The 25,158-nt window shown below is 37.7% G+C and carries 26 protein-coding genes, 1 tRNA gene and 2 rRNA genes; 28 read left to right on the top strand and 1 reads right to left on the bottom strand.

The features are described 5' to 3' along the window. The 19 genes from I583_RS10815 to I583_RS10725 form a co-directional block, all read left to right on the top strand. Positions 1 to 2,248: ribosomal RNA gene (locus tag I583_RS10815) — 23S ribosomal RNA — on the top strand; the annotation flags it as partial. A 97-nt stretch (positions 2,249 to 2,345) separates the two neighbouring features. Next, a 5S ribosomal RNA gene (gene rrf / locus I583_RS10810) occupies positions 2,346 to 2,461 on the top strand. 7 nt (positions 2,462 to 2,468) lie between these two features. After that, positions 2,469 to 2,542, top strand: a tRNA-Asn gene (locus I583_RS10805). 285 nt (positions 2,543 to 2,827) lie between these two features. After that, entirely contained in the window at positions 2,828 to 3,874 is a 1,047-nt protein-coding gene (locus tag I583_RS10800; protein ID WP_010760439.1) for an LTA glycolipid anchor biosynthesis glycosyltransferase, IagA/BgsA family, read from the top strand. A 20-nt stretch (positions 3,875 to 3,894) separates the two neighbouring features. Next, a complete protein-coding gene (locus tag I583_RS10795; protein WP_010760440.1) occupies positions 3,895 to 5,118 on the top strand; it encodes a glycosyltransferase family 4 protein in 1,224 nt (407 codons plus the stop codon). A gap of 70 nt (positions 5,119 to 5,188) precedes the next feature. Beyond that, on the top strand, positions 5,189 to 6,079 hold the full coding sequence (locus I583_RS10790) for an NAD(P)-dependent oxidoreductase (protein WP_010760441.1): 891 nt from the start codon (positions 5,189 to 5,191) through the stop codon (positions 6,077 to 6,079). A 100-nt stretch (positions 6,080 to 6,179) separates the two neighbouring features. Beyond that, positions 6,180 to 6,410: a YkuJ family protein gene (locus I583_RS10785; protein ID WP_010760442.1), complete on the top strand. Its 231-nt coding sequence runs from the start codon at positions 6,180 to 6,182 to the stop codon at positions 6,408 to 6,410. Positions 6,411 to 6,800: 390 nt separating this feature from the next. Further along, positions 6,801 to 7,241 carry a fatty acid biosynthesis transcriptional regulator FabT gene (gene fabT / locus I583_RS10780; RefSeq protein ID WP_010760443.1) on the top strand — a complete coding sequence of 147 codons (441 nt, stop codon included), beginning with the start codon at positions 6,801 to 6,803 and terminating at the stop codon, positions 7,239 to 7,241. Positions 7,242 to 7,255: 14 nt separating this feature from the next. Then, entirely contained in the window at positions 7,256 to 8,215 is a 960-nt protein-coding gene (locus I583_RS10775; RefSeq protein ID WP_010760444.1) for a beta-ketoacyl-ACP synthase III, read from the top strand. A 49-nt stretch (positions 8,216 to 8,264) separates the two neighbouring features. Further along, positions 8,265 to 8,489, top strand: a complete 225-nt coding sequence (locus I583_RS10770) for an acyl carrier protein (protein ID WP_010760445.1) — start codon at positions 8,265 to 8,267, stop codon at positions 8,487 to 8,489. A 186-nt stretch (positions 8,490 to 8,675) separates the two neighbouring features. After that, positions 8,676 to 9,635: an enoyl-[acyl-carrier-protein] reductase FabK gene (fabK, locus tag I583_RS10765; RefSeq protein WP_010760446.1), complete on the top strand. Its 960-nt coding sequence runs from the start codon at positions 8,676 to 8,678 to the stop codon at positions 9,633 to 9,635. 61 nt (positions 9,636 to 9,696) lie between these two features. After that, the gene (gene fabD / locus I583_RS10760) at positions 9,697 to 10,626 is read left to right on the top strand and encodes an ACP S-malonyltransferase (RefSeq protein ID WP_010760447.1); all 930 of its coding nucleotides are present in this window, start codon (positions 9,697 to 9,699) and stop codon (positions 10,624 to 10,626) included. A gap of 3 nt (positions 10,627 to 10,629) precedes the next feature. Beyond that, positions 10,630 to 11,367, top strand: a complete 738-nt coding sequence (gene fabG, locus I583_RS10755; protein WP_010760448.1) for a 3-oxoacyl-[acyl-carrier-protein] reductase — start codon at positions 10,630 to 10,632, stop codon at positions 11,365 to 11,367. A gap of 26 nt (positions 11,368 to 11,393) precedes the next feature. Next, entirely contained in the window at positions 11,394 to 12,629 is a 1,236-nt protein-coding gene (gene fabF, locus I583_RS10750) for a beta-ketoacyl-ACP synthase II (protein ID WP_010760449.1), read from the top strand. A gap of 1 nt (position 12,630) precedes the next feature. Beyond that, positions 12,631 to 13,116 (top strand): acetyl-CoA carboxylase biotin carboxyl carrier protein, encoded by a 486-nt coding sequence (gene accB, locus I583_RS10745; protein WP_010760450.1) that lies wholly within the window; start codon positions 12,631 to 12,633, stop codon positions 13,114 to 13,116. Between the two features lie 2 nt (positions 13,117 to 13,118). Next, positions 13,119 to 13,538: a 3-hydroxyacyl-ACP dehydratase FabZ gene (gene fabZ / locus I583_RS10740; protein ID WP_010760451.1), complete on the top strand. Its 420-nt coding sequence runs from the start codon at positions 13,119 to 13,121 to the stop codon at positions 13,536 to 13,538. Positions 13,539 to 13,545: 7 nt separating this feature from the next. Next, the gene (locus tag I583_RS10735) at positions 13,546 to 14,916 is read left to right on the top strand and encodes an acetyl-CoA carboxylase biotin carboxylase subunit (protein WP_010760452.1); all 1,371 of its coding nucleotides are present in this window, start codon (positions 13,546 to 13,548) and stop codon (positions 14,914 to 14,916) included. Positions 14,917 to 14,930: 14 nt separating this feature from the next. Continuing rightward, positions 14,931 to 15,797: an acetyl-CoA carboxylase, carboxyltransferase subunit beta gene (gene accD, locus I583_RS10730; protein WP_010760453.1), complete on the top strand. Its 867-nt coding sequence runs from the start codon at positions 14,931 to 14,933 to the stop codon at positions 15,795 to 15,797. A 2-nt stretch (positions 15,798 to 15,799) separates the two neighbouring features. Then, positions 15,800 to 16,585, top strand: a complete 786-nt coding sequence (locus I583_RS10725; protein ID WP_010760454.1) for an acetyl-CoA carboxylase carboxyl transferase subunit alpha — start codon at positions 15,800 to 15,802, stop codon at positions 16,583 to 16,585. Between the two features lie 195 nt (positions 16,586 to 16,780). Here I583_RS10725 and I583_RS10720 read toward each other — a convergent pair whose 3' ends face one another. Then, positions 16,781 to 18,085 (bottom strand): ISL3 family transposase, encoded by a 1,305-nt coding sequence (locus tag I583_RS10720; RefSeq protein ID WP_016249902.1) that lies wholly within the window; start codon positions 18,083 to 18,085, stop codon positions 16,781 to 16,783. Between the two features lie 410 nt (positions 18,086 to 18,495). Between I583_RS10720 and I583_RS10715 the strand changes: the two genes are divergently transcribed. The 9 genes from I583_RS10715 to I583_RS10675 all read left to right on the top strand — a co-directional run bounded on the left by I583_RS10715 (position 18,496) and on the right by I583_RS10675 (position 25,117). Next, positions 18,496 to 18,927, top strand: coding sequence for a hypothetical protein (locus I583_RS10715; RefSeq protein ID WP_010760456.1), 432 nt, complete (start codon positions 18,496 to 18,498; stop codon positions 18,925 to 18,927). A gap of 386 nt (positions 18,928 to 19,313) precedes the next feature. Continuing rightward, positions 19,314 to 19,841 (top strand): YqeG family HAD IIIA-type phosphatase, encoded by a 528-nt coding sequence (locus I583_RS10710; RefSeq protein WP_010760457.1) that lies wholly within the window; start codon positions 19,314 to 19,316, stop codon positions 19,839 to 19,841. Beyond that, entirely contained in the window at positions 19,838 to 20,953 is a 1,116-nt protein-coding gene (gene yqeH, locus I583_RS10705) for a ribosome biogenesis GTPase YqeH (RefSeq protein WP_010760458.1), read from the top strand. Before I583_RS10710 ends, yqeH begins: the two co-directional genes overlap by 4 nt. A gap of 31 nt (positions 20,954 to 20,984) precedes the next feature. After that, positions 20,985 to 21,296 carry a ribosome assembly RNA-binding protein YhbY gene (gene yhbY / locus I583_RS10700; RefSeq protein ID WP_010760459.1) on the top strand — a complete coding sequence of 104 codons (312 nt, stop codon included), beginning with the start codon at positions 20,985 to 20,987 and terminating at the stop codon, positions 21,294 to 21,296. An 18-nt stretch (positions 21,297 to 21,314) separates the two neighbouring features. After that, positions 21,315 to 21,959, top strand: coding sequence for a nicotinate-nucleotide adenylyltransferase (locus I583_RS10695; RefSeq protein WP_010760460.1), 645 nt, complete (start codon positions 21,315 to 21,317; stop codon positions 21,957 to 21,959). Continuing rightward, positions 21,949 to 22,542 carry a bis(5'-nucleosyl)-tetraphosphatase (symmetrical) YqeK gene (yqeK, locus tag I583_RS10690; protein WP_010760461.1) on the top strand — a complete coding sequence of 198 codons (594 nt, stop codon included), beginning with the start codon at positions 21,949 to 21,951 and terminating at the stop codon, positions 22,540 to 22,542. The genes I583_RS10695 and yqeK overlap by 11 nt, the downstream gene beginning before the upstream one ends. Positions 22,543 to 22,743: 201 nt before the next feature. Further along, on the top strand, positions 22,744 to 23,082 hold the full coding sequence (gene rsfS, locus I583_RS10685) for a ribosome silencing factor (RefSeq protein WP_034682970.1): 339 nt from the start codon (positions 22,744 to 22,746) through the stop codon (positions 23,080 to 23,082). Between the two features lies 1 nt (position 23,083). Next, a complete protein-coding gene (locus tag I583_RS10680) occupies positions 23,084 to 23,821 on the top strand; it encodes a class I SAM-dependent DNA methyltransferase (RefSeq protein ID WP_034682967.1) in 738 nt (245 codons plus the stop codon). A gap of 126 nt (positions 23,822 to 23,947) precedes the next feature. Continuing rightward, entirely contained in the window at positions 23,948 to 25,117 is a 1,170-nt protein-coding gene (locus tag I583_RS10675; RefSeq protein ID WP_010760464.1) for a nucleotidyltransferase, read from the top strand. The last annotated feature ends 41 nt before the right edge of the window (positions 25,118 to 25,158 follow it).

Raw genomic sequence — 25,158 nt, 5'->3', positions numbered from 1 at the left:
AGCGAAAGCGAGTCTGAATAGGGCGAATGAGTATGTAGTCGTAGACCCGAAACCATGTGATCTACCCATGGCCAGGTTGAAGGTGTGGTAAAACGCACTGGAGGACCGAACCCACGTACGTTGAAAAGTGCGGGGATGAGCTGTGGGTAGCGGAGAAATTCCAAACGAACTTGGAGATAGCTGGTTCTCTCCGAAATAGCTTTAGGGCTAGCCTCGGAATTAAGAATGATGGAGGTAGAGCACTGTTTGGACTAGGGGCCCATCTCGGGTTACCGAATTCAGATAAACTCCGAATGCCATTCATTTATATCCGGGAGTCAGACTGCGAGTGATAAGATCCGTAGTCGAAAGGGAAACAGCCCAGACCACCAGCTAAGGTCCCAAAATATATGTTAAGTGGAAAAGGATGTGGGGTTGCACAGACAACTAGGATGTTGGCTCAGAAGCAGCCACCATTTAAAGAGTGCGTAATAGCTCACTAGTCGAGTGACCCTGCGCCGAAAATGTACCGGGGCTAAACATATTACCGAAGCTGTGGATTACACCTCTGGTGTAATGGTAGGAGAGCGTTCTAAGGGCGTTGAAGGTCGATCGTGAGGACGGCTGGAGCGCTTAGAAGTGAGAATGCCGGTATGAGTAGCGAAAGACGGGTGAGAATCCCGTCCACCGTATGACTAAGGTTTCCTGGGGAAGGCTCGTCCGCCCAGGGTTAGTCGGGACCTAAGCCGAGGCCGATAGGCGTAGGCGATGGACAACAGGTTGATATTCCTGTACCAGTTGTTTTTGTTTGAGCAATGGAGGGACGCAGGAGGCTAAGGAATGCATGCGACTGGAAGTGCATGTCCAAGCAGTAAGTCTTGAGTAGAGTCAAATGCTTTACTCTATACGGACAAGCTGTGATGGGGAGGGAAATAATAGTACCGAAGTTCCTGATGTCACACTGTCAAGAAAAGCTTCTAGTGAGAAAACAACTGCCCGTACCGTAAACCGACACAGGTAGTCGAGGAGAGTATCCTAAGGTGAGCGAGCGAACTCTCGTTAAGGAACTCGGCAAAATGACCCCGTAACTTCGGGAGAAGGGGTGCTGACTTCGGTCAGCCGCAGTGAATAGGCCCAAGCGACTGTTTATCAAAAACACAGGTCTCTGCAAAATCGAAAGATGAAGTATAGGGGCTGACGCCTGCCCGGTGCTGGAAGGTTAAGAGGATGGGTTAGCTTCGGCGAAGCTCAGAATTGAAGCCCCAGTAAACGGCGGCCGTAACTATAACGGTCCTAAGGTAGCGAAATTCCTTGTCGGGTAAGTTCCGACCCGCACGAAAGGCGTAACGATTTGGGCACTGTCTCAACGAGAGACTCGGTGAAATTTTAGTACCTGTGAAGATGCAGGTTACCCGCGACAGGACGGAAAGACCCCATGGAGCTTTACTGTAGCTTGATATTGAGTGTTTGTACCACATGTACAGGATAGGTAGGAGCCGATGAACCCGGAACGCTAGTTTCGGTGGAGGCGCTGGTGGGATACTACCCTTGTGTTATGAACCCTCTAACCCGCACCACTTATCGTGGTGGGAGACAGTGTCAGGTGGGCAGTTTGACTGGGGCGGTCGCCTCCTAAAGAGTAACGGAGGCGCCCAAAGGTTCCCTCAGAATGGTTGGAAATCATTCGCAGAGTGTAAAGGCAGAAGGGAGCTTGACTGCGAGACTTACAAGTCGAGCAGGGACGAAAGTCGGGCTTAGTGATCCGGTGGTTCCGCATGGAAGGGCCATCGCTCAACGGATAAAAGCTACCCTGGGGATAACAGGCTTATCTCCCCCAAGAGTCCACATCGACGGGGAGGTTTGGCACCTCGATGTCGGCTCGTCGCATCCTGGGGCTGTAGTCGGTCCCAAGGGTTGGGCTGTTCGCCCATTAAAGCGGCACGCGAGCTGGGTTCAGAACGTCGTGAGACAGTTCGGTCCCTATCCGTCGCGGGCGTTGGAAATTTGAGAGGAGCTGTCCTTAGTACGAGAGGACCGGGATGGACTTACCGCTGGTGTACCAGTTGTTCTGCCAAGGGCATTGCTGGGTAGCTATGTAGGGAAGGGATAAACGCTGAAAGCATCTAAGTGTGAAGCCCACCTCAAGATGAGATTTCCCATTTCTTTAAGAAAGTAAGACCCCTGAGAGATGATCAGGTAGATAGGTTGGAAGTGGAAGTGCAGTGATGTACGGAGCGGACCAATACTAATCGGTCGAGGACTTAACCAAAGAAACGAAATAAAAAAGTTTTTCGGACTGTTTGATTACATTACTTCAATCCAGTTTTGAGTGAATAATCACTCAATTGAATAGCAACAACACCCAGTGTGGTGGCGATAGCGAGAAGGATACACCTGTTCCCATGCCGAACACAGAAGTTAAGCTTCTTAGCGCCGATTGTAGTGAAGGGTTTCCCTTTGTGAGAGTAGGACGTCGCCACGCTAATTATTCCGGCATAGCTCAGTTGGTAGTAGCGCATGACTGTTAATCATGATGTCGTAGGTTCGAGTCCTACTGCCGGAGTAAAAGAACGAAAACTTAATAAGTTTTCGTTCTTTTTTTATTTTATAGTAAAATAAATTTTATTATTTGATAGAATAAACGAAAGATGAAATAATGATAACAATCGGTAAAATAGATTATCTCTATCTAACAGTTTTGTCATGTAAAGGATCTATTTTGTTGAAAAATGGCTTTCTTAAGCTATTTTTTGATATAATATTCATAAGTTGATTGAACTAAGACTTTAGATTGAGTTAGGACTCTTTAACCTATGTTATAATAATTAGAGAAGTTAGGAGGGGCATCGTGAAGGTTTTATTATATTTTGAAGGTGAAAAAATATTAGCGAAGTCTGGAATAGGGCGGGCCTTAGAACATCAGAAGCGTGCACTCTCTGAAGTAGGGATAGAGTACACGTTAGATGCTGATTGTACAGATTACGATATTTTACATATAAATACTTATGGGATCAACAGTCATAGTATGGTAAAGAAAGCCAAAAAAAACGGAAAAAAAGTTATTTACCATGCACACTCAACAGAGGAAGATTTTAGAAATTCATTTATTGGATCAAATCAGATTTCTCCTTTAGTAAAAAAATACCTAGTTAGCTTGTATTCTAAGGCGGACTATTTAATTACACCTACACCTTATTCAAAAGAGTTATTAGAAGGTTATGGAATAACAGTTCCTATTACTTCAATCTCAAATGGGATTGATTTGAATCGATTTGAGCGTTCTGAAGAGAAAGAAACAAAATTTAGAGAGTATTTTAAAATCAAGGAAAATCAAAAAGTAATTATTTGTGTAGGTTTGTATTTCGAAAGAAAGGGAATTATTGACTTTGTTGAATTAGCTAGAGAAATGCCTAACTATCGTTTTATCTGGTTTGGGCATACACCAATGTATTCCATTCCTAAAACGATTAGAACAATAGTCAAAGAAGACCATCCTGTAAATGTAGAATTTCCTGGATATATTAAAGGGGATATCATTGAAGGAGCATATTCAGCAGCTGATCTCTTCTTCTTTCCTTCTTATGAAGAAACTGAGGGGATTGTTATATTAGAAGCTTTAGCTAGCAAACAGCAAGTTTTGGTGAGAGATATCCCAGTATACAAAGGGTGGCTTAAAGATAAAGTAAATTGTTACATGGGGAATAATAATGAAGAGTTTGCAAATCTAATTGAAAAACTTGTCGAAAATAAAATACCAAATACATGTCAAGCAGGATATAGTGTTGCAAAAGATAAGAGTATTGGGCGGATTGGTCATGAGTTAAAAAATGTTTATGAAAAAGTTTTAACTAATGACGCTAAAGAGCAAGAAGATAGGGTACATCAGGAAAATTAAAATTAATGGAGGGGAACAAAGTGAAATTTGGTTTCTTTACAGATACATATTTTCCCCAAGTTAGTGGGGTTGCAACGTCTATTAAGACACTTAAAGAAGAATTAGAACAAAAAGGGCATCAAGTTTATATTTTTACAACAACTGATCCAAACGCAAAAGAGTTTGAGGAAGATGTTATTCGAATGCCAAGTGTTCCTTTTGTATCATTCAAAGATCGTCGAATTGTGGTACGTGGTATGTGGTATGCTTATTTGATTGCTAAAGAGCTTGACTTAGATTTGATACATACTCATACAGAGTTTGGAGCGGGTCTATTAGGTAAAATGGTTGGGAAAAAGCTTAAAGTTCCTGTTATCCACACATATCACACAATGTATGAGGATTATTTACATTATATTGCAAAGGGGAAAGTTGTTCGTCCGACTCACGTGAAGTATTTTTCGCGATTTTTTGCAAATCATACAACAGGTGTAGTTTGCCCAAGTGAGAGAGTTATTGATAAATTAAAAGAATATGGCGTAACGTCACCCATGAGAATTATTCCAACGGGAATCGATATTAAGAAGTTCGAAAGACCTGATATTACGCTTGAAATGAAAAAAGCTCTTCGTGAAGAATTAGGGTTAACTGATGATAATATCATGTTATTATCTTTAAGCCGTATTTCATACGAAAAAAATATTCAAGCAATCGTTACGGGATTACCTACTGTTTTTGAACGTTTTCCAAATGCACGTTTTGTTATTGTAGGGGATGGTCCCTATGTTGAAAAGCTTCGTTATTTAGGCGAAGAGCTAGGGATAAGTGATAAAATTCAATTTATTGGTGAAGTACCTAATGATCAAGTTGCTATTTACTATAAGGCTGCTGATTACTTCGTTAGTGCTTCAACTTCAGAAACACAAGGATTGACTTACACTGAAGCAATGGCTTCTGGTGTTCCTTGCGTGGTCGAGGGGAATGCCTATTTAAATAATTTATTTGATCATGTAAGCTTGGGACAAACATTTAAAACAGATGCAGACTTTGCATCAACATTTATTGATTACGTTGAATCGGGGGTCAAACCAAATGAAGCAATTTTGCAGGAAAAGCTTTATGAAATATCAGCAACTCGATTTGGAAATGTAATGCTTGAATTTTATGAGGATATGATTAAATACTATGATCAACTTACTTTAGAAAAAGAGGCTGCAGCGTCTATCGAACGGATCAAAGTTAAATTTACATCTTTAAGAAAATAAATGTAAAACTTCTATTCTTGGTTTATACTAAGAATAGAAGTTTTTTATTTAAAAATAGGGGGAGTTTACTATGCCACAAATTGGATTCATTGGAACAGGTGTTATGGGCGCTGCAATTGTCACAAATATGATGAAACAAGGGTTGAAAGTAAATGTCTATAATCGAACTAAGAGTAAAACGGATGAATTAGTTCAAGAAGGGGCGGTTTGGCAAGATACTCCTGCGGCTGTTACAGCAAATAGCGATATTATTTTTACGATGGTTGGCTTTCCAAAAGATGTTGAAACTATTTATTTTGATGAAAATGGTATTTTTTCACAAGATATTACTAATAAGATAGTTGTTGATTTAACTACAAGTACACCAACATTAGCTGAAAAAATAGCGATAAAGGCGAATGAGTTAGGTGGTATTGCTTTAGATGCTCCTGTATCTGGAGGAGACTTAGGTGCCAAAAATGGGACACTGACGATCATGGTTGGTGGGCAGCAAGCTGCTTATGAGAAAGTGCTACCGATTTTTAAAACATTTGGTAAAACTTTTACATTACATGGTACTTCTGGAAAAGGGCAACATACTAAAATGGCGAATCAAATCATGATTGCTGGAACTATGACAGGGATGACCGAGATGATGGTCTATGCAAATAAAGCTGGATTGGATTTAGACAAGGTTATTGAAACATTGTCTGGAGGAAGCGCGGCGAACTGGTCGTTAAGTAATTATAGTCCAAGAATTTTAAAAGAAAATTATTCCCCAGGCTTTTTTGTAAAGCATTTTATAAAAGATTTAAAGATCGCCTTAGATGAAGCTGAAAAAATGAATCTGGAATTGCCATCTACTAAATTAGCTACAGAACTCTATGAAAAGCTTGCTAACAAAGGTTTTGAGAACGATGGAACACAAGCTTTAATCAAACTTTGGTGGCCAGAAGGAAAACAGCCAGTTGTCAAAAATTAAAGAACAGCAAAAAAATTAAAAAAAATGACGAAAAATCATGCAAGAAAGACAATGTTTTGATACAATGGTACAGAACTAGTTTTTAAAGGGAGGCCCATTTATGAAACATTCACAACTTGTGGCGATTATCAAGCGACTTGAAGCGATGACTGAAGCAACAGACAACGAAATTCAAGTTCGTCGTTTTGAACGTGAAGGTGCAGAAAAATGCATCGTAACTTATGATAAATCAACTGAAACATTTGAATTAACTGAAACGGATTCTCAACAAAGTTATCAATTTGATAATATTGATATTGTTGCGATGGAAATTTATGATTTAATTCAATAATTAGTAAATTTCAGTAAGTATTTAACAAAATTGATGAAAATAATCGAAAATCCTGTGGCGTACAATTTTGTACGCCACAGGATTTTTTTATTTATGTAGAAGTTGAAAGGGACTTAAAGCCCAAACCATGTTCTATAAATGATAAATAGTTTGATGGTCAAAATATAATAATGGCTAGTAGAATCAATGTGAATAGAAATTTTTTTGCAAAATAGTATTGAAAAAACCAATTAAAATCACTATTTTATTAAAGTGAAACAAGGAATGTAATTCATTTCTTCATTAAGAAAAATTAAAAATTAAATATTTTACTTGCAATCTTTTTTCATATGCGATATAGTTTGAACATCAAATGATTTGATAATCAAAGTATATGGATGGTGCACACAAATGGAACCTAATTTAGAAACAGTCAATGATTATCTTGTCAGTGTCTTTAATGATATTTTGACGATTGAAGAATCTGAATTGAAGAAATCACAATTCAATGACTTATCCATTACTGAAATGCACACAATCGAAGCTATTGGAATGTATAGGAAAAAGACTTCTTCGGAAGTTGCTAAAGAATTATCGATTACTGTTGGAACATTGACTGTAGCAATCAATAATCTTGTGAAGAAAGGTTATGTTGAACGCATACGAAGTGAAGATGATCGTCGAGTGGTTAAGTTAGGTTTAACTAAAAAAGGAAAATTACTTTTTCGTGTTCATCAGCACTTCCATAGAGAAATGGTCAAAAGAATTTTAAGCGGAATGGATAAAGCAGAAGAACAAGCTTTATTAAAAGCATTGAAGAATCTTCATGATTTCTTAAAGGAATATAAATAAAAGTGAGGACCAAGATGAATCAACATGCAAAAATAACTTGTACGAGCCGTTATGTTCCTAAAAATGCAGTATCCAATGATCAACTTTCAACGATGATGGATACTTCCGATGAATGGATTTCTAGCCGAACAGGTATACGTTCAAGAAATATTGTTACGAATGAAAATACTTCGGATTTGTGTATTAAAGTGGCTGAAAAGTTATTAAAAAAATCTGGGAAAAATGCTGAAGATTTGGATTTCATCCTTGTAGCAACGATGACACCAGATTTTGGTACACCTTCAGTTGCTTGTCTTGTTCAAGGTAGTATTTTAGCTAATCAGGCTTTTGCTTTTGATATCAGCGCTGCTTGTACTGGTTTTGTCTATGCATTGAGTATGGGTGAAAAATTAATTCGTACTGGGAAAAAATTAGGTATGGTCATCGGTGGTGAAACATTATCTAAAGTTCTTGATTGGGAAGACCGCAGTACGGCTGTATTATTTGGTGATGGAGCAGCTGGTGTATTATTGGAGGCAAGTAATGAAGAGCATTTTCTAAAGGAGAAACTACAGGCGGATGGTCAAAGAGCTAGATCATTAACTTCTGGTTATTTAGAAAATAAGAGTCCTTTTTATACTGGAACATCTGAAAGCTCAAGTTATCTACAAATGACTGGCAGAGATATTTATGACTTTTCATTGAATGATGTAACCAACAACATTCGGGAAATTATTGATGAGGATGTAGATTATTTATTGTTGCATCAAGCAAATAAACGCATCATCGAAAAAATCTCGAAAAAACTTAAAGTTCCAAGAGAAAAATTTCTCACAAATATGGAACATAACGGCAATACATCTGCTGCAAGCATTCCATTGTTATTGGATGAATCAGTGGAAAAAGGAGTCCTTCAACTAGGCTCCAAACAAAAAATTGTGTTAACAGGCTACGGCGGCGGTTTAACGTGGGGTTCGATACTCTTAACGCTGTAAATCTGTAACTATATAAACTAAAAAAGAAAATTATTGGAGGAATATACACATGGTATTCGAAAAAATTCAAGCAATTATTGTAGAAGAATTAGGTAAAGAGCCTGAGGAAGTAAAATTAACAACAAACATTCAAGAAGAATTAGATGCGGATAGCTTAGACTTATTCCAAATCATCAATGAAATCGAAGATGCTTTCGATATAAAAATCGAGTCTGAAGATGGTATCACTACTGTTCAAGATTTAGTAACTTACGTAGAAAAACAAAAAGCATAATAATCAAAGCGATTAGGTAAAATAAAAAGTTGGATGAGCCAGGCTCTGTGCGATTCTCAACAATTGCTGAAGAGCCTGGCTTTTTTCACGCCGCTCGTTGGAATTAGAAAGGCTGGTACTAAACTTACAGAGTTTTGTTCCAGTCCTTTTTTGATTAATTATTCTATAGGTTGAAGGATGTAATTTATGCAATCAAAGATATGTGAACTGATCGGAATTAAATACCCCATCTTTCAAGGCGGTATGGCTTGGATTGCAGATGCTTCTTTAGCAGGAGCGGTGTCTGAAGCTGGTGGACTTGGGATCATCGCAGGTGGTAATGCACCAAGAGACGTTATTCAAGCTGAAATCAAAAAAATCAAGAAAATTACAGATAAACCATTTGGAGTCAATATTATGCTCCTATCACCGTTTGCACAAGATATCGTGGATTTAGTTTGCGAAGAAAAGGTACCAGTGGTTACAACAGGAGCTGGTAATCCTGGTAAATATATGGATCGTTTTAAAGAACATAATATTAAAGTAATTCCGGTGATACCTTCTGTTGCATTAGGTGCACGTATGGAGAAAATAGGCGCTGATGCAGTTGTTGTTGAAGGAATGGAAGCTGGGGGACATATTGGCAAATTAACAACCATGAGTATTGTACCGCAAGTTGTAGACGCGCTAACAATTCCAGTGATTGCTGCAGGTGGTATTGGTGATGGTCGTGGAATGGCAGCCGCTTTAATGTTGGGGGCTGATGCAGTTCAAGTTGGTACACGTTTTTTAGTAGCAAAAGAATGTACTGTGCACGAAAATTATAAAGCCAGAATCATCAAAGCAAGAGACGTTGATACGACAGTGACTTGTCAACATTTTGGTCATCCAGTAAGAGCTATCAAGAATAAGTTGACTAATGAATACGATCGATTAGAAAAAGTTGAACTAAAAAAAGCTGAGCCGAACCTTGTGCAGTTTGATGAATTAGGCCAAGGCGCTTTGCGTAAAGCAGTTGTAGAAGGTGATGTGGATCATGGATCAATCATGGCTGGACAAATTGCAGGACTTGTAAAAAAAGAAGAAACAGCAAAAGAAATTATTGATTCTTATATGAGTGAGACAAAAGAAGTCTTGGCTACTGAATGTAGTCGATGGCTATTATAAATTATAAATATATTTGACTTTATGAGTTGACGCTTCGCTTTTAAAGTAAAGGAGTAAAATAATGAAAACAGCTTTTATATTTAGTGGGCAAGGTGCTCAGTATATCGGTATGGGCAAGGACTTGTTCGAGCAAGAGAGCATTGTTCAAGAAACATTTCAAGAAGCAAGTGATGTTCTAGGATACGACATGGCAGAACTTTGTTTTACTGAAAATGAGCAGCTAAACGAAACGATGTATACACAGCCTGCTATTTTAACAGTCAGTATTGCTTTTTATCGTCTTTTACATTCTAAAGGCTATCAGCCGGATGTTGTGGCGGGGCTAAGCTTAGGTGAATATAGTGCGCTTGTGGTGAGTGGTGCGATTTCATTTAAAGAGGCAGTTCAATTAGTTGCTAAAAGAGGAAAGTTAATGACTGAAGCTGCTCCTACAGGTACTGGGAAAATGGTTGCAGTGATGAATGCTGAACGTTCATTGATCGAAAAATGTTGTCAGGAGGCAAGTAGCATTGGTATCGTTTCTCCTGCAAACTATAATACGCCTCAGCAAATCGTGATTGGTGGAGAAACGCCCGCAGTTGATAAAGCGGTAGAATTATTAACTGCAGCAGGTGTGAAGCGGATGATTCCTTTAAAGGTAAGTGGTCCATTTCATACAGAATTATTGAAGCCTGCTTCCGAAAAATTAGCAATAGAACTTGAAAAAATAAATTTTGCAGAAATGACGATTCCTGTGATTAGTAATACTACAGCACAAGTAATGGAGCAAGCAGAAATAAAAGAATTATTAGAAAAACAAGTAATGTCTGCTGTCCGTTTTGCTGATAGTATCGAAACAATAAAAAAAATGAATGTTGATGTAATTATAGAGGTTGGACCAGGAAAAACATTGACTGGTTTTATCAAGAAGATCGATAAAGAATTGAAAACAGCTCGTGTTGAGGATGGAAAAACACTATCTGAAACTGAAGCTCTTTTAAACGGGAGGTAACGAATGGAACTTAAGGGGAAAAATGTGTTTGTTACAGGAAGCACACGAGGAATTGGTAAAGCTGTTGCGTTAGCTTTTGCTAAAGAAGGAGCAAATATTGTACTTAATGGGCGTGGAGAAATTAGCACTGACCTAATTGCAGAAGTAGAATCTTATGACGTCAAATGTGTTGGGATCTCTGGAGACATCGCTAGTTTTGAATCAGCAGGGGAAATGATCCAAGCTGCAATTGATGGTTTAGGTTCAATTGATATTCTAATCAACAACGCAGGAATCACGAATGATAAATTATTATTAAGAATGTCAGAGGAAGATTTTACCCGTTGTATTCAAATCAATTTAACCGGGACTTTCAATATGACACAACAAGCAATCAAACGAATGATGAAACAACGCAGTGGAAGAATTATCAACATGTCTAGTGTTTCTGGGTTGATTGGTAATATAGGTCAAGCCAACTATGCGGCAAGTAAAGCCGGAGTCATTGGGTTTACAAAATCTGTAGCACGAGAAGTTGCAGCACGAGGAATCACATGTAATGCCATTGCACCAGGTTTTATCGAAACTGAAATGACAGATGTTTTATCTGATAAAGTCAAAGAACAAATGAATCAGCAAATTCCATTACAAAAATTTGGTCAAGTAGAAGATATTGCAAATGCAGCTATCTTTTTGGCGAAAAGTCCATACGTGACAGGTCAGGTCTTAAATGTAGATGGCGGTTTAGTCATGCACGGCTAATGAACAAGCTTGAAAGGAGCGGTTGAATGAATCGCGTAGTGATTACAGGTTATGGTGTGGCATCCCCAATCGGGAATGATGCAGAAACCTTTTTAGAAAGTTTACAAACTGGAAAAAACGGAATTGGTCCGATTACTAAATTTGATGCGAGTGAAACAGGTATTGCATTAGCAGCAGAAGTAAAAGATTTTCCTTTCGATAAGTATTTTGCCAAAAAAGATGCGAAACGAATGGATATGTTTTCCCTATTTGGTATTTATGCGGCATTAGAAGCGATGGAAATGAGTAAATTAGATACGGAACAAATCGATGTCGACCGTTTTGGTGTCATAGTAGGTTCTGGTATTGGTGGACTTCAAACGATTCAAGATCAAGTGACTCGAATGCGTGAAAAAGGTCCTAAAAGAGTGGCGCCTTTATTTATACCAATGGCAATTGGAAATATGGCTGCTGGTAATATTGCTTTGCGTGTTGGAGCAAGAGGAACTTGTACGGCAACAGTTACAGCTTGTGCTACAGCGAATAATTCGATCGGTGAAGCATTTAGAAATATCAAACATGGTTATTCAGATGTATTATTAGCAGGAGGAACGGAAGCATCTATCACTGAAATCGGGATTGCAGGCTTTGCTTCTTTAACAGCAGTTACTTCTGAGGAAGATCCAAATAGAGGATCGATTCCTTTTGACAAAGACCGCAGTGGATTTGTGATGGGTGAAGGAGCTGGGATTTTAGTTTTGGAATCTTTAGAGCATGCTCAAAGAAGAGGAGCTAAGATTTTAGGGGAAATCGTTGGATATGGTTCAAACTGTGATGCTTACCATATGACGTCACCAAGACCAGATGGAAGCGGTGCGGCCAAGGCGATGAAACTAGCAATGGAAGAGGCTGCAATTGATTCTGATAAAGTAGGGTATATCAATGCTCATGGAACAAGCACGCCTTCAAATGATGTTGCAGAAACAAAAGCTATTCAAACCGCATTGGGTGAAGCCGCTAAAAATGTTCGTGTCAGCAGCACGAAGAGCATGACTGGACACGCATTGGGTGCAACAGGCGGTATTGAAGCAATTGCAACATTGAATGCGCTACAGCATCAATTTATTCCACCAACGATCAATATTGAGCAACTTGATGAAGCCATCGAAATAAATATTGTCACAAATGAGAGTCAAAAACATGAATTTGATTATGCATTAACAAATTCTTTTGGCTTTGGTGGTCATAATGCAGTACTCTGCTTAAAACGTTGGGAGGATTAAGATGAATATCAATGAAGTGAAAGACTTATTAACACAGTTTGACGAATCGACATTAACTGAATTTGATCTTAGAGAAGGTTCGTTTGGTCTTTATATGAATAAAAACAAAGTGACACAAAAAACATCGTCAGGTGAAGTAAAACAAGTAACTGACAATAATACAACGAACCAAGAAACAACAGAAGTTACGAGTCAAATAATAGAAGTAAAAGAAGCTGTAAAAACCGAAACAATACCAGAAAATACAGAAGAGATCATCTCACCAATCGTAGGTGTGGTCTATTTAAAACCGGCGCCTGATAAAGAAAACTTCAAACAAGTTGGCGATTCTGTGAAAAAAGGTGATGTGGTTTGTATTGTTGAAGCGATGAAGCTGATGAATGAAATTACCGCGACGGTCGATGGAGTGATTACTGAAGTCTTGATACAAAATGAAGATGTTGTTGAATTTAATCAACCACTTTTCCGTGTATCTAAGGGAGTGTAATGATGAATATTCAAGAGATAAAAGAAATTATCCCTCATCGTTATCCATTTTTACTATTGGATACAGTCGAAGAAATCGTTGTGGGTGAAAAAGTTATCGCCAAGAAGAATGTCACGATAAATGAGCCTTTTTTTCAAGGTCATTTTCCAGGAGAACCTGTTATGCCAGGTGTTTTAATTCTTGAAGCGCTTGCTCAAGCAGGTGCCGTAGCATTATTGTCTATGCCTGATTTTAAAGGTAAGACAGCCTATTTTGGCGGTATCGACAAAGCCAAATTTAGACAAAAAGTTGTTCCAGGTGATACGTTGATGTTAGAAGTAGAAATTATGAAAGTAAAATCAATAGCCGGCATCGGCAAAGGAACTGCGACTGTGAATGGGAAAAAAGTAGCGGAAGCAGAATTGACCTTTATGATTGGATAGGTGAGCTATGTTTTCAAAAGTTTTAATTGCAAATAGGGGAGAAATCGCAGTTCGGATCATTCGTGCATGTCGTGAATTAGGAGTGCAGACCGTTGCGGTATATTCCGAAGCAGATAAAGAAGCGTTACACACACAGCTTGCAGATGAGGCTATTTGCATTGGACCAGCGAAAGCTGCTGATTCATATTTAAATGTACAGAGTGTACTAAGTGCAGCGATTGTAACCAATGCTGAAGCAATTCATCCAGGTTTTGGTTTCTTATCGGAAAATAGTCAATTTGCAGCAATGTGTGAAGAATGCAATATTACCTTTATCGGTCCAAAAGCAGCAACGATTGATGCAATGGGAAACAAAATCAACGCACGTGAACTGATGCAAAATGCTAACGTACCAGTTATTCCTGGAAGCATTGGCGTAATTGTCTCCGTTGAAGAAGCTTTAAAAATTGCTGATGATATCGGTTATCCAGTTATGCTCAAAGCAGCAGCTGGTGGTGGTGGTAAAGGGATTCGTAAAGTGATGAGCAAAGAAGAATTACCACAGCATTTTACCTCAGCGCAGCAAGAAGCAAAAGCGGCTTTTGGTAATGATGATATGTATCTAGAAAAAATTATTTATCCAGCTCGTCATATCGAAGTTCAAATTTTAGGTGATCAGTATGGGCATGTGATCCATTTAGGTGAACGTGATTGTTCTTTACAAAGAAATAATCAAAAAGTTCTTGAAGAATCGCCATCAATCGCGATTTCTCCTGAGAAACGTCAGTTAATAGGTGAAACGGCCGTACGTGCAGCTGAAGCTGTTCATTATGAAAACGCTGGAACAATCGAATTTTTGATGGATAAATCGGGTGAATTTTATTTTATGGAAATGAATACACGGATTCAAGTTGAACATCCTGTTACAGAAATGGTTACGGGAATCGATCTTGTTAAAGCACAGTTGAAAGTTGCTTCAGGTGAAGAATTGCCATATGCACAAGAAGATATTAAAATCACAGGACATGCAATCGAATGCCGGATCAATGCTGAAAATCCTGCCTTTAATTTTGCTCCGTCTCCTGGTAAAATCAACAATTTGTTGCTTCCGAGTGGTGGAATGGGATTAAGAGTGGATAGTGCAATGTATTCTGGTTATACGATTCCACCTTTTTATGATTCTATGATTGCTAAAGTGATCGTTCATGGAGATGACCGCATGGATGCTTTGATGAAAATGCAGCGGGCCCTTCACGAGATCGTAACGGATGGGATCATCACAAATTCAGAATTTCAGCTAGATTTGATTACGCATAAAAATGTCTTAGCTGGCGATTATGATACGAGTTTTTTACAAGAAACATTTTTACCAAATTGGGAACCAGAAAGCGATAATTAAAAAGGAGCAGGTGTATGGCTTTATTTAAAAAGAAAAACTACATTCGAATCAATCCGAATCGCGCAGGGGACCAGTCTTCTGTAAAAAAACCTGCAGTTCCTGATAACATGTGGGCGAAATGCCCTTGTTGCAAACGTACGCTATATACAAAAGATATGGGGGCAGAAAAAGTCTGCCCTTATTGCGGTTATAGCTTTAGAATCGGTGCTTGGGAACGACTAGCATTGACGGTAGATGAGAAAAGTTTTGAAGAGTGGGATACAGAGTTAGTAACAAAGGATCCGTTAGACTTTCCTGGTTATTTGGATAAAATTGCTATGATGCAGGAAAAAACAGAACTACATGAAGCAGTTTTGACAGGGAAAGCTAAAATTGATGGTCAAGAAATCGGTATAGGAGTAATGGATGCTAATTTTATTATGGGAAGCATGGGAACCGTTGTCGGAGAGAAAATCACACGTTTATTTGAACGTGCAACAGAACAACGCTTGTCAGTGATCATCTTTACTGCTTCAGGAGGAGCACGGATGCAAGAAGGGATTTTCTCTCTGATGCAGATGGCAAAAATCTCTGGTGCACTTAAACGTCATAGTAATGCAGGATTACTTTACATTACTGTATTGACGGATCCAACAACTGGCGGTGTTACTGCTAGTTTTGCGATGGATGGTGACGTTATAATAGCCGAGCCTCAAAGTTTGATCGGATTTGCTGGACGTCGAGTGATCGAACAAACAATCCGTCAAGAGTTACCAGATGATTTCCAAAAAGCCGAGTTTTTATTAGATCACGGTTTTGTTGACAAAATCGTTCCTAGAAATCAGCTACAAGAAGAACTTAGTAAATTAATCAAGATTCATACGATGAAAGGGTGGAAATAACGATGGAAAAAACTGCCAATGATATTGTCACCTTAGCTCGGGCACAGGATCGTTATACTACTTTAGAGTATATTGCAGCAATTTTTGATAATTTTATGGAGTTTCATGGAGATCGCTACTTTGGCGATGATTTAGCTGTTGTCGGTGGTATCGCAACGTTAGAGGATAAACCAGTGACGGTCGTTGGGATCCAAAAAGGGCGCAACTTACCTGAAAATATTGAACGAAATTTTGGTGCACCACATCCAGAAGGATATCGTAAAGCCTTGCGTTTAATGAAGCAAGCAGAAAAATTTGGACGTCCAGTCGTTACGTTTATCAATACCGCAGGAGCATATTGTGGTATTGAGGCAGAAGAACGCGGCGAAGGGGAAGCAATCGCTAAAAATTTGATAGAAATGGCTGATTTAAGTGTGCCGATCATTGCGATCATCATTGGTGAAGGTGGCAGTGGTGGGGCCTTAGCCTTAGCTGTAGCTGATGAAGTTTGGATGTTGGAACATACCATCTATGCGGTATTGTCCCCTGAAGGATTTGCCTCGATTCTTTGGAAAGATGGTAGCCGTGCGAAAGAAGCAGCAGAATTAATGAAAATTACTGCTACTGAATTAAAAGAATTAACAATCATTGATCGAGTGATTCCAGAAGAAATGAATGGTGAATCCTTGGAGCAACCTAAGATCAATCGAATGATCCAAAAGGCACTTATTAGTAAGTTTTCTGAGCTTTCAAAATGGGAGACCGAAATTCTATTGGAAAAGCGTTATCAAAGATTCCGAAAATTTTAAAGTAAATCGAAAATTTCTTATTAGAATAAGTAAAAGTATGAGGTTGGGACAGAATATGTTGCTGCTCCCACCGTTTATTCGATTTTTAAGGGTTCAAGATATAACTTTTATAGTTATATCGGCTCTTTGTCAACTAATGTTGGTGAAGAAAATCTAAAGAATTAAATCAATGATGAAGCCTAGAGGGAAATTCCTCTAGGTTTTTCTATTTGGTTGAAAAAGAACAGTACCAAAGCATAAAGTAATCCTCAATTTAAAATTATAGAAGTTACGGAAGCCGTAGGCATTTCTCTTTAATACTTTGATATGGTTATTCAAGCATTCTAACGGTCCGTTGGAATAAGGCAAATCCAACGCATTTTTAATGCCCGTTTGAACTTTTTTAAAGGTAGTAATGGTTGTTTGATAATAAGCTGGAAGCCTAGAATAATCTTGTTCTAATAACGCATGAAACCGTGTGTAATCTCTTGTTTGTATGGCATAGAGAAAATCCTGATAACAGGTATAGCCCGCTTTTAATTCTTCATCATAGGCGAGTAACCGATCCACGAGTTCGGTTTCTGTTAAATAAGCACGGAAGGAAGGACGCCATTGGCGTTTTTCAAAATTGAGCTTCGATTGATTCTTTTGAAGTAGTTTCCAGTATTTCTTCAAGTGACGATATTTTTTTGCTTCTACAGATCCTTGATGGAGAAAGGTATTCATTCGTTGAATACGGTGTTGTAAGAACGTTCGCCCGATGTGTTGCACAATATGAAAGCGATCAAGAACAATCTGAGCCTTGGGAAATAGTTTCTTAATTAAAGAAAAATAAGGCGCATATATATCGCAAACAATGTATTTTACACCTTCACGAACAGCTAAAGAAAATCGTGAGAAATAGCGTTCTAAAAAAGGCAACTGGCGGTTTTCAACGACATCGAGTAATTGCTTTGTTTGTCCATCCATCATAATGAAACTCATAGAGGCAGCGACTTGTTTCACTGATTTAAATTCATCAAAACAAAGAACTTCTGGCAAGATGAGTCGATTGATTTTTTTTGGTTCGTAAAACTGTTTCAATACGCGATAAACAGAGGAAACAGAGACCTTCTTTTGACGGGCAATTTCGCTCATAGACGAAGTGTTTCGTAGACGCTCGGCAATCGAAAGCTTGACTTTCTTCGAGATCGAGCAACACTTTTCGATAAGACTTGTTTCAGCGACAAAAGTTCTATCACAAGAATGACAGAAGAAACGACGTTTCTTCAAGCGTAAGTATGTTTGGTATTCAGAGACATCATTCAGTAAAATCAGACACGTTGTAAAGCTCCAAAGAATAATCGATCCGTTTTCTTTGGCACCACAATGATGACAGGAGTGAGCGAAATAGTCCAATGTACCAGAAAATACGTGGCAGATTCGTCCTTTGATTCGTTCCTTTTTTAAAGAATTTTCATTAAAAGTAATATTTAAGTCTAGAATATCTAAGGTATTTTTGATAAGATTTGTATAGGACATCTTGATTTCCTCCTTTTGATTGGTTTTAGTCGACTTAATTCTAAAGGATATCAGGGTGTCTTTTCTATTATTTTGCATTAAAAAGATGCCAGTGATTTCTCACCAACATCAGAAAGTATAGAGCCGTTATATCTTGAACCCTGTTTTTATTTGTTATTATTTGTACTAAATAATTATGTATAAATTAGAAAAAATCTATATTTTTTAAAATATAACAAACGTACTAAATTTAGAAAGGTAATAAAATAAAAAGAGAATTTAGTTATAAATTTCATACATTTCTAAACGTTTAAGTTACTGTTACAAAGAACGATTTCTCCTTTTTTTTGTAGATATCTTTGATAATATAGAGTGAGTTTGGTACAGCTGACCAAACGTTAATAATTTATTAGAGAAGGAGAAGATAAGTGATGAAAAAATTAGCAATTTTAGGAAGTGTAATGGGTGTATTATTATTTGGTGCATTCACTCAAGGAACATCTGTAGAAGCAACAACTGTAAGTCAACCGGTAAAAAGTGAAATGGCTTTTCTTAAGTCTGGCACCCCTGAATTTACGAAAGAAGAGATTCAACAGACAAATGCTTTAAAAACTTTTAAAGGGGATACAATCATCCTGACGTCAATCAATCCAAATCCAAAATATGAATTGAAAATTGGTGAAATTGATACTAATGGGACTGGTTTTTACAATGTACAGCCTGTAAAATTGAATAAGATTGATCCTCAACTTTCTTTGATTAATGTTTCAAAAACGCTAAAAGAAAGTATGTTTATCATGTTTTACGTAGAAAAATCAAATCCTAATGTTACAGTGGATTATTTCTTCGTCAATGAAATATAATCAGATAATTAAATAAGAAACAACTGAGACGAAATATTAAAATCTGAAAAATAAGCTAGGGCCTACGAAAATTGGACGTCAGCATATTTCCGAGATTGTCAACTCATAGTGCTTTAGAGTATAGAAGTTGATAAGGTTGAATCAGAGTGTAGTATCTTCTTTAGTTGTAACGTTTATTGGATTTTAGGGGTATGAGACATAACTTTTATAGTTATATCTCATACCCTTTTTTAAACTTTAATTCGGCAGAGAAAGTTTTTAGTTATGATTATGAGTATCAGAAGAATAAAAAGATGAAATTTTATTAAAAATAGCGTATAATCAAGAAGCGAATAACAAAATGGGGAGCCTATATGTTGCTCCTCTTTTACTATTAAGGAGATAATATGTTTTCAAAATATAAACCAACATGGATGGTTGATGCGATTTACAAAATCACACCCAACCAACTAAAAAAATTAGGAATCAATGCTGTTCTGACTGATTTAGATAATACCTTGATTGCTTGGGATAATCCTGATGGAACAGAAGAGCTATTGACGTGGATCTTAGAAATGAAAAATGCTGGAATTCCAGTTGTGGTAGTATCAAATAATAAGTCTAGCCGAATTAAACGAGCAGTTGAGAAGTTTGAATTAGATTATGTATCTAGAGCATTAAAGCCATCAACTAGAGGGTTTAAAGAGGCACAAAAGAAGCTAAATATGAAACCAGAAGAATTAGTAATGGTCGGTGATCAGATCATGACTGATATTAGAGGAGCAAATGCTGCAGGAATCAGAAATATTTTAGTTCGTCCTATTGTTGATACGGATGGATGGAATACAAGAATCAATCGATTTTTTGAACGGAAAATCATGAAACATTTAGCAAAAAAACATCCAGATATGATATGGAAAGGCGGACTAGAATGAGCGAGCAAGAAGCAATTCATTGCATCGGTTGCGGTGCAATCATTCAAACAGAACAGCCAGATGAGCTAGGTTATACGCCAAAGGCTGCGTTTGAGAAGGGCATGGAGACAGGGGAGGTTTATTGCCAACGCTGTTTTCGTTTAAGACATTACAATGACATTCAAGATGTTCAACTGACGGATGATGATTTTTTACGTTTGTTAAATGAATTGGGCAAAGAAGATGCTTTGATCGTGAACGTTGTCGATATTTTTGACTTTAATGGGTCGTTGATTCCTGGCTTACACCGATTTATTGGGGATAATCAAGTTTTGATGGTAGGAAATAAAGTCGATATTTTACCAAAATCATTAAAGAAACCTAAGATGATTCAATGGATGAGGGAGCGTGCGCATGAAGAAGGCTTACGTCCTGTTGATGTTTTGTTGACTAGTGCCAAGAAACCTCAGGAAATGGAAAACTTACTTGAAACGATCGAAAAATATCGTGAAGGTAAGGATGTTTATGTGGTTGGGGTGACCAATGTTGGAAAATCAACGCTAATCAATCAAATCATTAAGCAGACTGCAGGTGTTCAAGATGTTATTACAACGTCTCAATTTCCAGGAACAACATTAGATAAAATTGAAATTCCTTTGGATGACGGACATTTCTTGATCGACACACCAGGGATCATTCATCGCCATCAAATGGCGCATTACTTAGGTAAAAAAGACTTAAAAATCATTGCGCCGCAAAAAGAGATCAAACCAAAAGTATATCAGTTGAACGCTGAACAAACATTATTTTTAGGTGGTTTAGCTCGATTTGACTTTATTCAAGGGGAACGTAGTTCATTTATTGCTTATGTTTCAAATGATTTATCGATTCATCGCACTAAATTAGCTACAGCAGATGCCTTTTATGAAAAACATGTTGGCGGATTATTACAACCGCCGCGTCCAGATGAAGTAGCAGAATTTCCAGAGTTAGTTCGTTTTGAATTTTCAATCAAAGAAAAAACAGATATCGTATTTGCTGGACTTGGTTGGATCACGGTAACAGAACCATGTGTAGTTGCCGGATGGGCACCTAAAGGCGTGGATGTTTTAAGAAGAAAAGCGTTGATTTAATCATAAGTGAGAACAGAGAGAAGGAAAATTAGTGGAATTAAGAGGAAAACAAAAGCGTTTTTTACGTAGTCAAGCACATCATTTACAACCGATTTTTCAAATTGGTAAAGGCGGCTTGAATTCTGCGATGGTTGTACAAATCAATGAAGCTTTGGAAAAACGTGAACTGATCAAAGTCACATTACTACAAAATACCGATGAGATTGCTGAAGATGTGGCAGTTGCGTTAAAAGCAGATATCCATTGTGATATCGTTCAAATCATTGGTCGTGTATTAGTTTTATTTAAACCATCATCTAACGAAAAATACCAAAAAATCTCTAAAGAAGTTAAAGCAATTTAAAACTTGGAGGTAAGAAAAATGGGGACAAATACGAATGCAGCATTAAAAGCAGAAGTAATTGTGGAAGAAGCTGAGCTTTTTCAAAAGCGTAAACAGGTAGGAATTTTAGGCGGGAATTTTAATCCGGTTCATTTGGCACATTTAGTGATGGCTGACCAAGTGCAACAACAGCTTGGGTTGGACAAAGTCTATTTGATGCCTACTTATTTACCGCCTCATGTGGATGAAAAAAAGACGATCGATAGCCAACACCGATTAGCCATGTTGGAACTTGCGATTGCTGACAATCATAATTTGGCTGTTGAGCCCATCGAGTTATTCCGTAAGGGAAAAAGTTATACCTATGATACGATGAAAGCTTTAACACAAAATAATCCAGATACGGATTACTATTTTATCATTGGCGGAGACATGGTAGAATATTTACCAAAGTGGTATAAAATCGATGAATTGCTAACATTGACTAATTTCGTAGGAATTCGTCGTCCAAATTATGGAACTGTCACACCGTATCCGATTATTTGGGTGGATGTTCCTCAAATGGATATTAGTTCAACAATGATTCGGGAAAAGATCAAAAATGGTTGTTCTACGCGCTACTTATTGCCTGATAGTGTGATACACTATATAGAAGAGAAGGGGCTGTATGTAGATGGATTTTAGCGGACAATATACATCGTTTAAACGCGAAGAATTGATGCAAGAAGTTCAGATGCATATGAGTGAACGGCGGTTTCAACATGTTTTAGGTGTAGAGGAAATGGCCATAGCTTTAGCAGCTAAATATGGTGCTTCTAAAGAAAAGGCAAGTATTGCTGCCTTGACTCATGATTATGCGAAAGAACGTCCAGATGAAGAGTTTGAAATGATTATCCAACGGGATGGTTATGATCAAGATCTGTTGAATTATGGCAATGCAATTTGGCACGGTCTTGTTGGTGCTAGTATGGTTCAAAGAGAGCTAGGAATCAATGACGAAGAGATTTTAGAAGCAGTCCGTCTGCATACGACAGGTGCGGCTAAAATGAGTCTGTTGGATAAAATCATTTATGTCGCTGATTATATTGAACCAGGTCGAAACTTTCCAGGTGTAAAAGAAGCACGGGAATTGGCTTTGGTTGATTTAGATGAAGCAGTTGCATATGAAACAAAACACACATTGTTGCATCTTATTGAACAGGAACGAAAAATTTATCCGAAGACGATTGAAACATATAATTATTGGGTAGTAAGAAAAGCTGACTGAGCTCGGTTAGCATTGACAGAAAAATAGGGAATACTGTAAGTGACTCTATTTGTCACAAACAGAATTCATCTTTTTTCCAAGATGCTAGCTCAAGAAGCTAGAGCAAGGAAAAGCTGACTGAGCTTGTTCAGTATCGAATGAGAAACAAAATCAAAAATTTTAATTAACTAATGGGAGGAAACCATCATAGATAGTCAACAGATTTTAGAAATCGCTGTAAAAGCAGCAGATTCAAAAAGAGCAGAGGAAATTGTCGCTTTAGATGTGCATGAAATTTCACTTTTAGCAGATTACTTTATGATTTGCCAAGCTACAAGTGAACGTCAAATCAATGCCATTGTGGAAGAAATTATTGAAAAAGAAGAAGAAGCAGATGTAGAAGTGAAACGTATTGAAGGAAAAGATGGCGGTAAATGGGTATTGATCGACCTAGGTGATATCATTGTTCATGTCTTCCAATCCGCAGAACGTGGATTTTACAATTTAGAAAAACTTTGGTCAGATGCGCCAATGGTTGATCTTCACGCTTGGGTCGAGTAATATGGCATATGAAACATTTGCTTTTGTTTACGACGAAGTAATGGATGATAGCTTGTATGATCAGTGGCTAGAATTTTCAAAACGTCATTTACCAGAAGGAAAAATGGATGTTTTGGAAATGGCTTGTGGGACTGGAGCGCTAGCTGTGAATTTTGCAAAAGCTGGGTTTACAGTAACAGCATTGGATTTGTCAGAAGAAATGTTGATGATGGCCAGTAAACGAGCTGCTGAAGAAGAAGTTCATGTTCAGTTTGTACAAGGGAACATGATGGACTTATCTGAAATGGGGCAATACCATGCGATTACTTGTTTTTCCGATTCGCTGTGTTACATGGCAAATCGTCAGGAAGTCCAACAAGTATTTGACGATGTCTACCAAGCGTTAGAAGAAGAAGGCGTCTTTATTTTTGATGTTCATTCGGTTTACCAAGTAGACAAAGTGTTTCCAGAATACAGTTATCATTACCAAACAGAAGAATTTGCCTTTTTGTGGGATAGTTATCCTGGTGAAAAAGAGCATAGTATTGAACACTTTCTAACATTCTTTGTAAAAGAGCATGAAAGTGATGAAGTATTTATCCGTCAAGATGAATTACATCAAGAACGTACTTATACAATGGAAAACTATCTGATGATGCTTGAAAGTGCAGGTTTCATGAATGTCGAAGTCTATGCGGATTTCGAGGATGTTGCACCTACAGAAGAAAGCAAACGTTGGTTTTTTGTTTGTAAAAAATAATTTAAAAAATGAGTGGAGCAGAACTTTTCAACGTTTTGCCCGCTTATTTTTCTTTTGTTTCAGTAATAAAATAAACATGGTATGATGGAGCTCTAATAGAAACGATCTGGACAAAGGAGAATAAAGATGAAAAGTTGCGGTATTATAGTTGAATACAATCCTTTTCATAACGGACATCAGTACCATGCAAAAATGGCGAGAGAAATGAGTGGAGCAGATGTTATAATTGCTGTGATGAGTGGAAATTTTTTACAACGAGGTGAACCTGCTATTATCGACAAATGGACACGAGCCAAAGAAGCCTTGAGTCATGGTGTCGATTTAGTTATTGAATTGCCGTTTGCGTATGCTGTACAATCAGCAGATTACTTTGCTGCAGGTGGCATCAAGCTACTTCAGACGTTACATTGTGATGCAGTGTGTTTTGGCACTGATCATCAAACAGAGATGGATTATGAACTGTTTGGGAAGTTTGTGAATATGAACAAGACAGAGATCGATCAAACGTATCAACAAATTAAAAACAACGGTATGAGTTATCCGCAACAAATGACAGAGGTTTTTCGTAAACTGTATCCTAAAAGTGGCTTGGATTTTTCTTCACCTAATCATATTTTAGGATTAAGTTATGCTAAAGAAAATGCTACGTATGAAAACCCAATGACGTTATATCCTTTAAAACGGGAACAAGCAGGCTATCATGACACAAACATATATCAAGATTTTGCTAGTGCCACTGCAATTAGAAAAGCGGTGTTCTCAGAAAAATTAGATCAGATCAAACAAGTACTACCAGAGCAAGTAGCAATCGATTTGGTGGAATCACCGAACGTTTCTTGGGAAGATTATTGGCCATTATTAAAGTATAAATTGATCAGTAGCTCAATTAAAGAACTACAAACGATTTATCAAATGAAAGAAGGCATCGAATATCGCCTACAAGAAGCGGCTAAAACCTCTGACTCTTTTCAAACTTTTATGGAACAGGCAAAAACAAAACGCTATACATGGACTCGTTTGCAGCGCCTTGCGACATACGTTTTAAATAATGTGAAACAACAGGAAATAGAAAATTCTTGGAATCATAGTCATTTACAAGTTCTGGGATTTACTGAGCAAGGACAACGGTTTTTACGAGAAGAAAAAAAGAATCTGGTATTGCCTCTAATCACAAAAGTGTCCAAGAGTTTGAATTCTCAATTAGCATTAGATATTCGCAGCAATCAGCTTTATCAGTTAGGCGACCCTAATATTTTAGAACAAAGTTTTGGTCGTTTTCCAATTCGTATCTCTTAAAAGCAAAAAACACTTAACAAAAGTCCGTTTGCCAAGTATAA

Source organism: Enterococcus haemoperoxidus ATCC BAA-382 (assembly GCF_000407165.1).
GTDB lineage: Bacteria > Bacillota > Bacilli > Lactobacillales > Enterococcaceae > Enterococcus_L > Enterococcus_L haemoperoxidus.
This window is presented reverse-complemented; position numbering and strand designations above follow the sequence as displayed.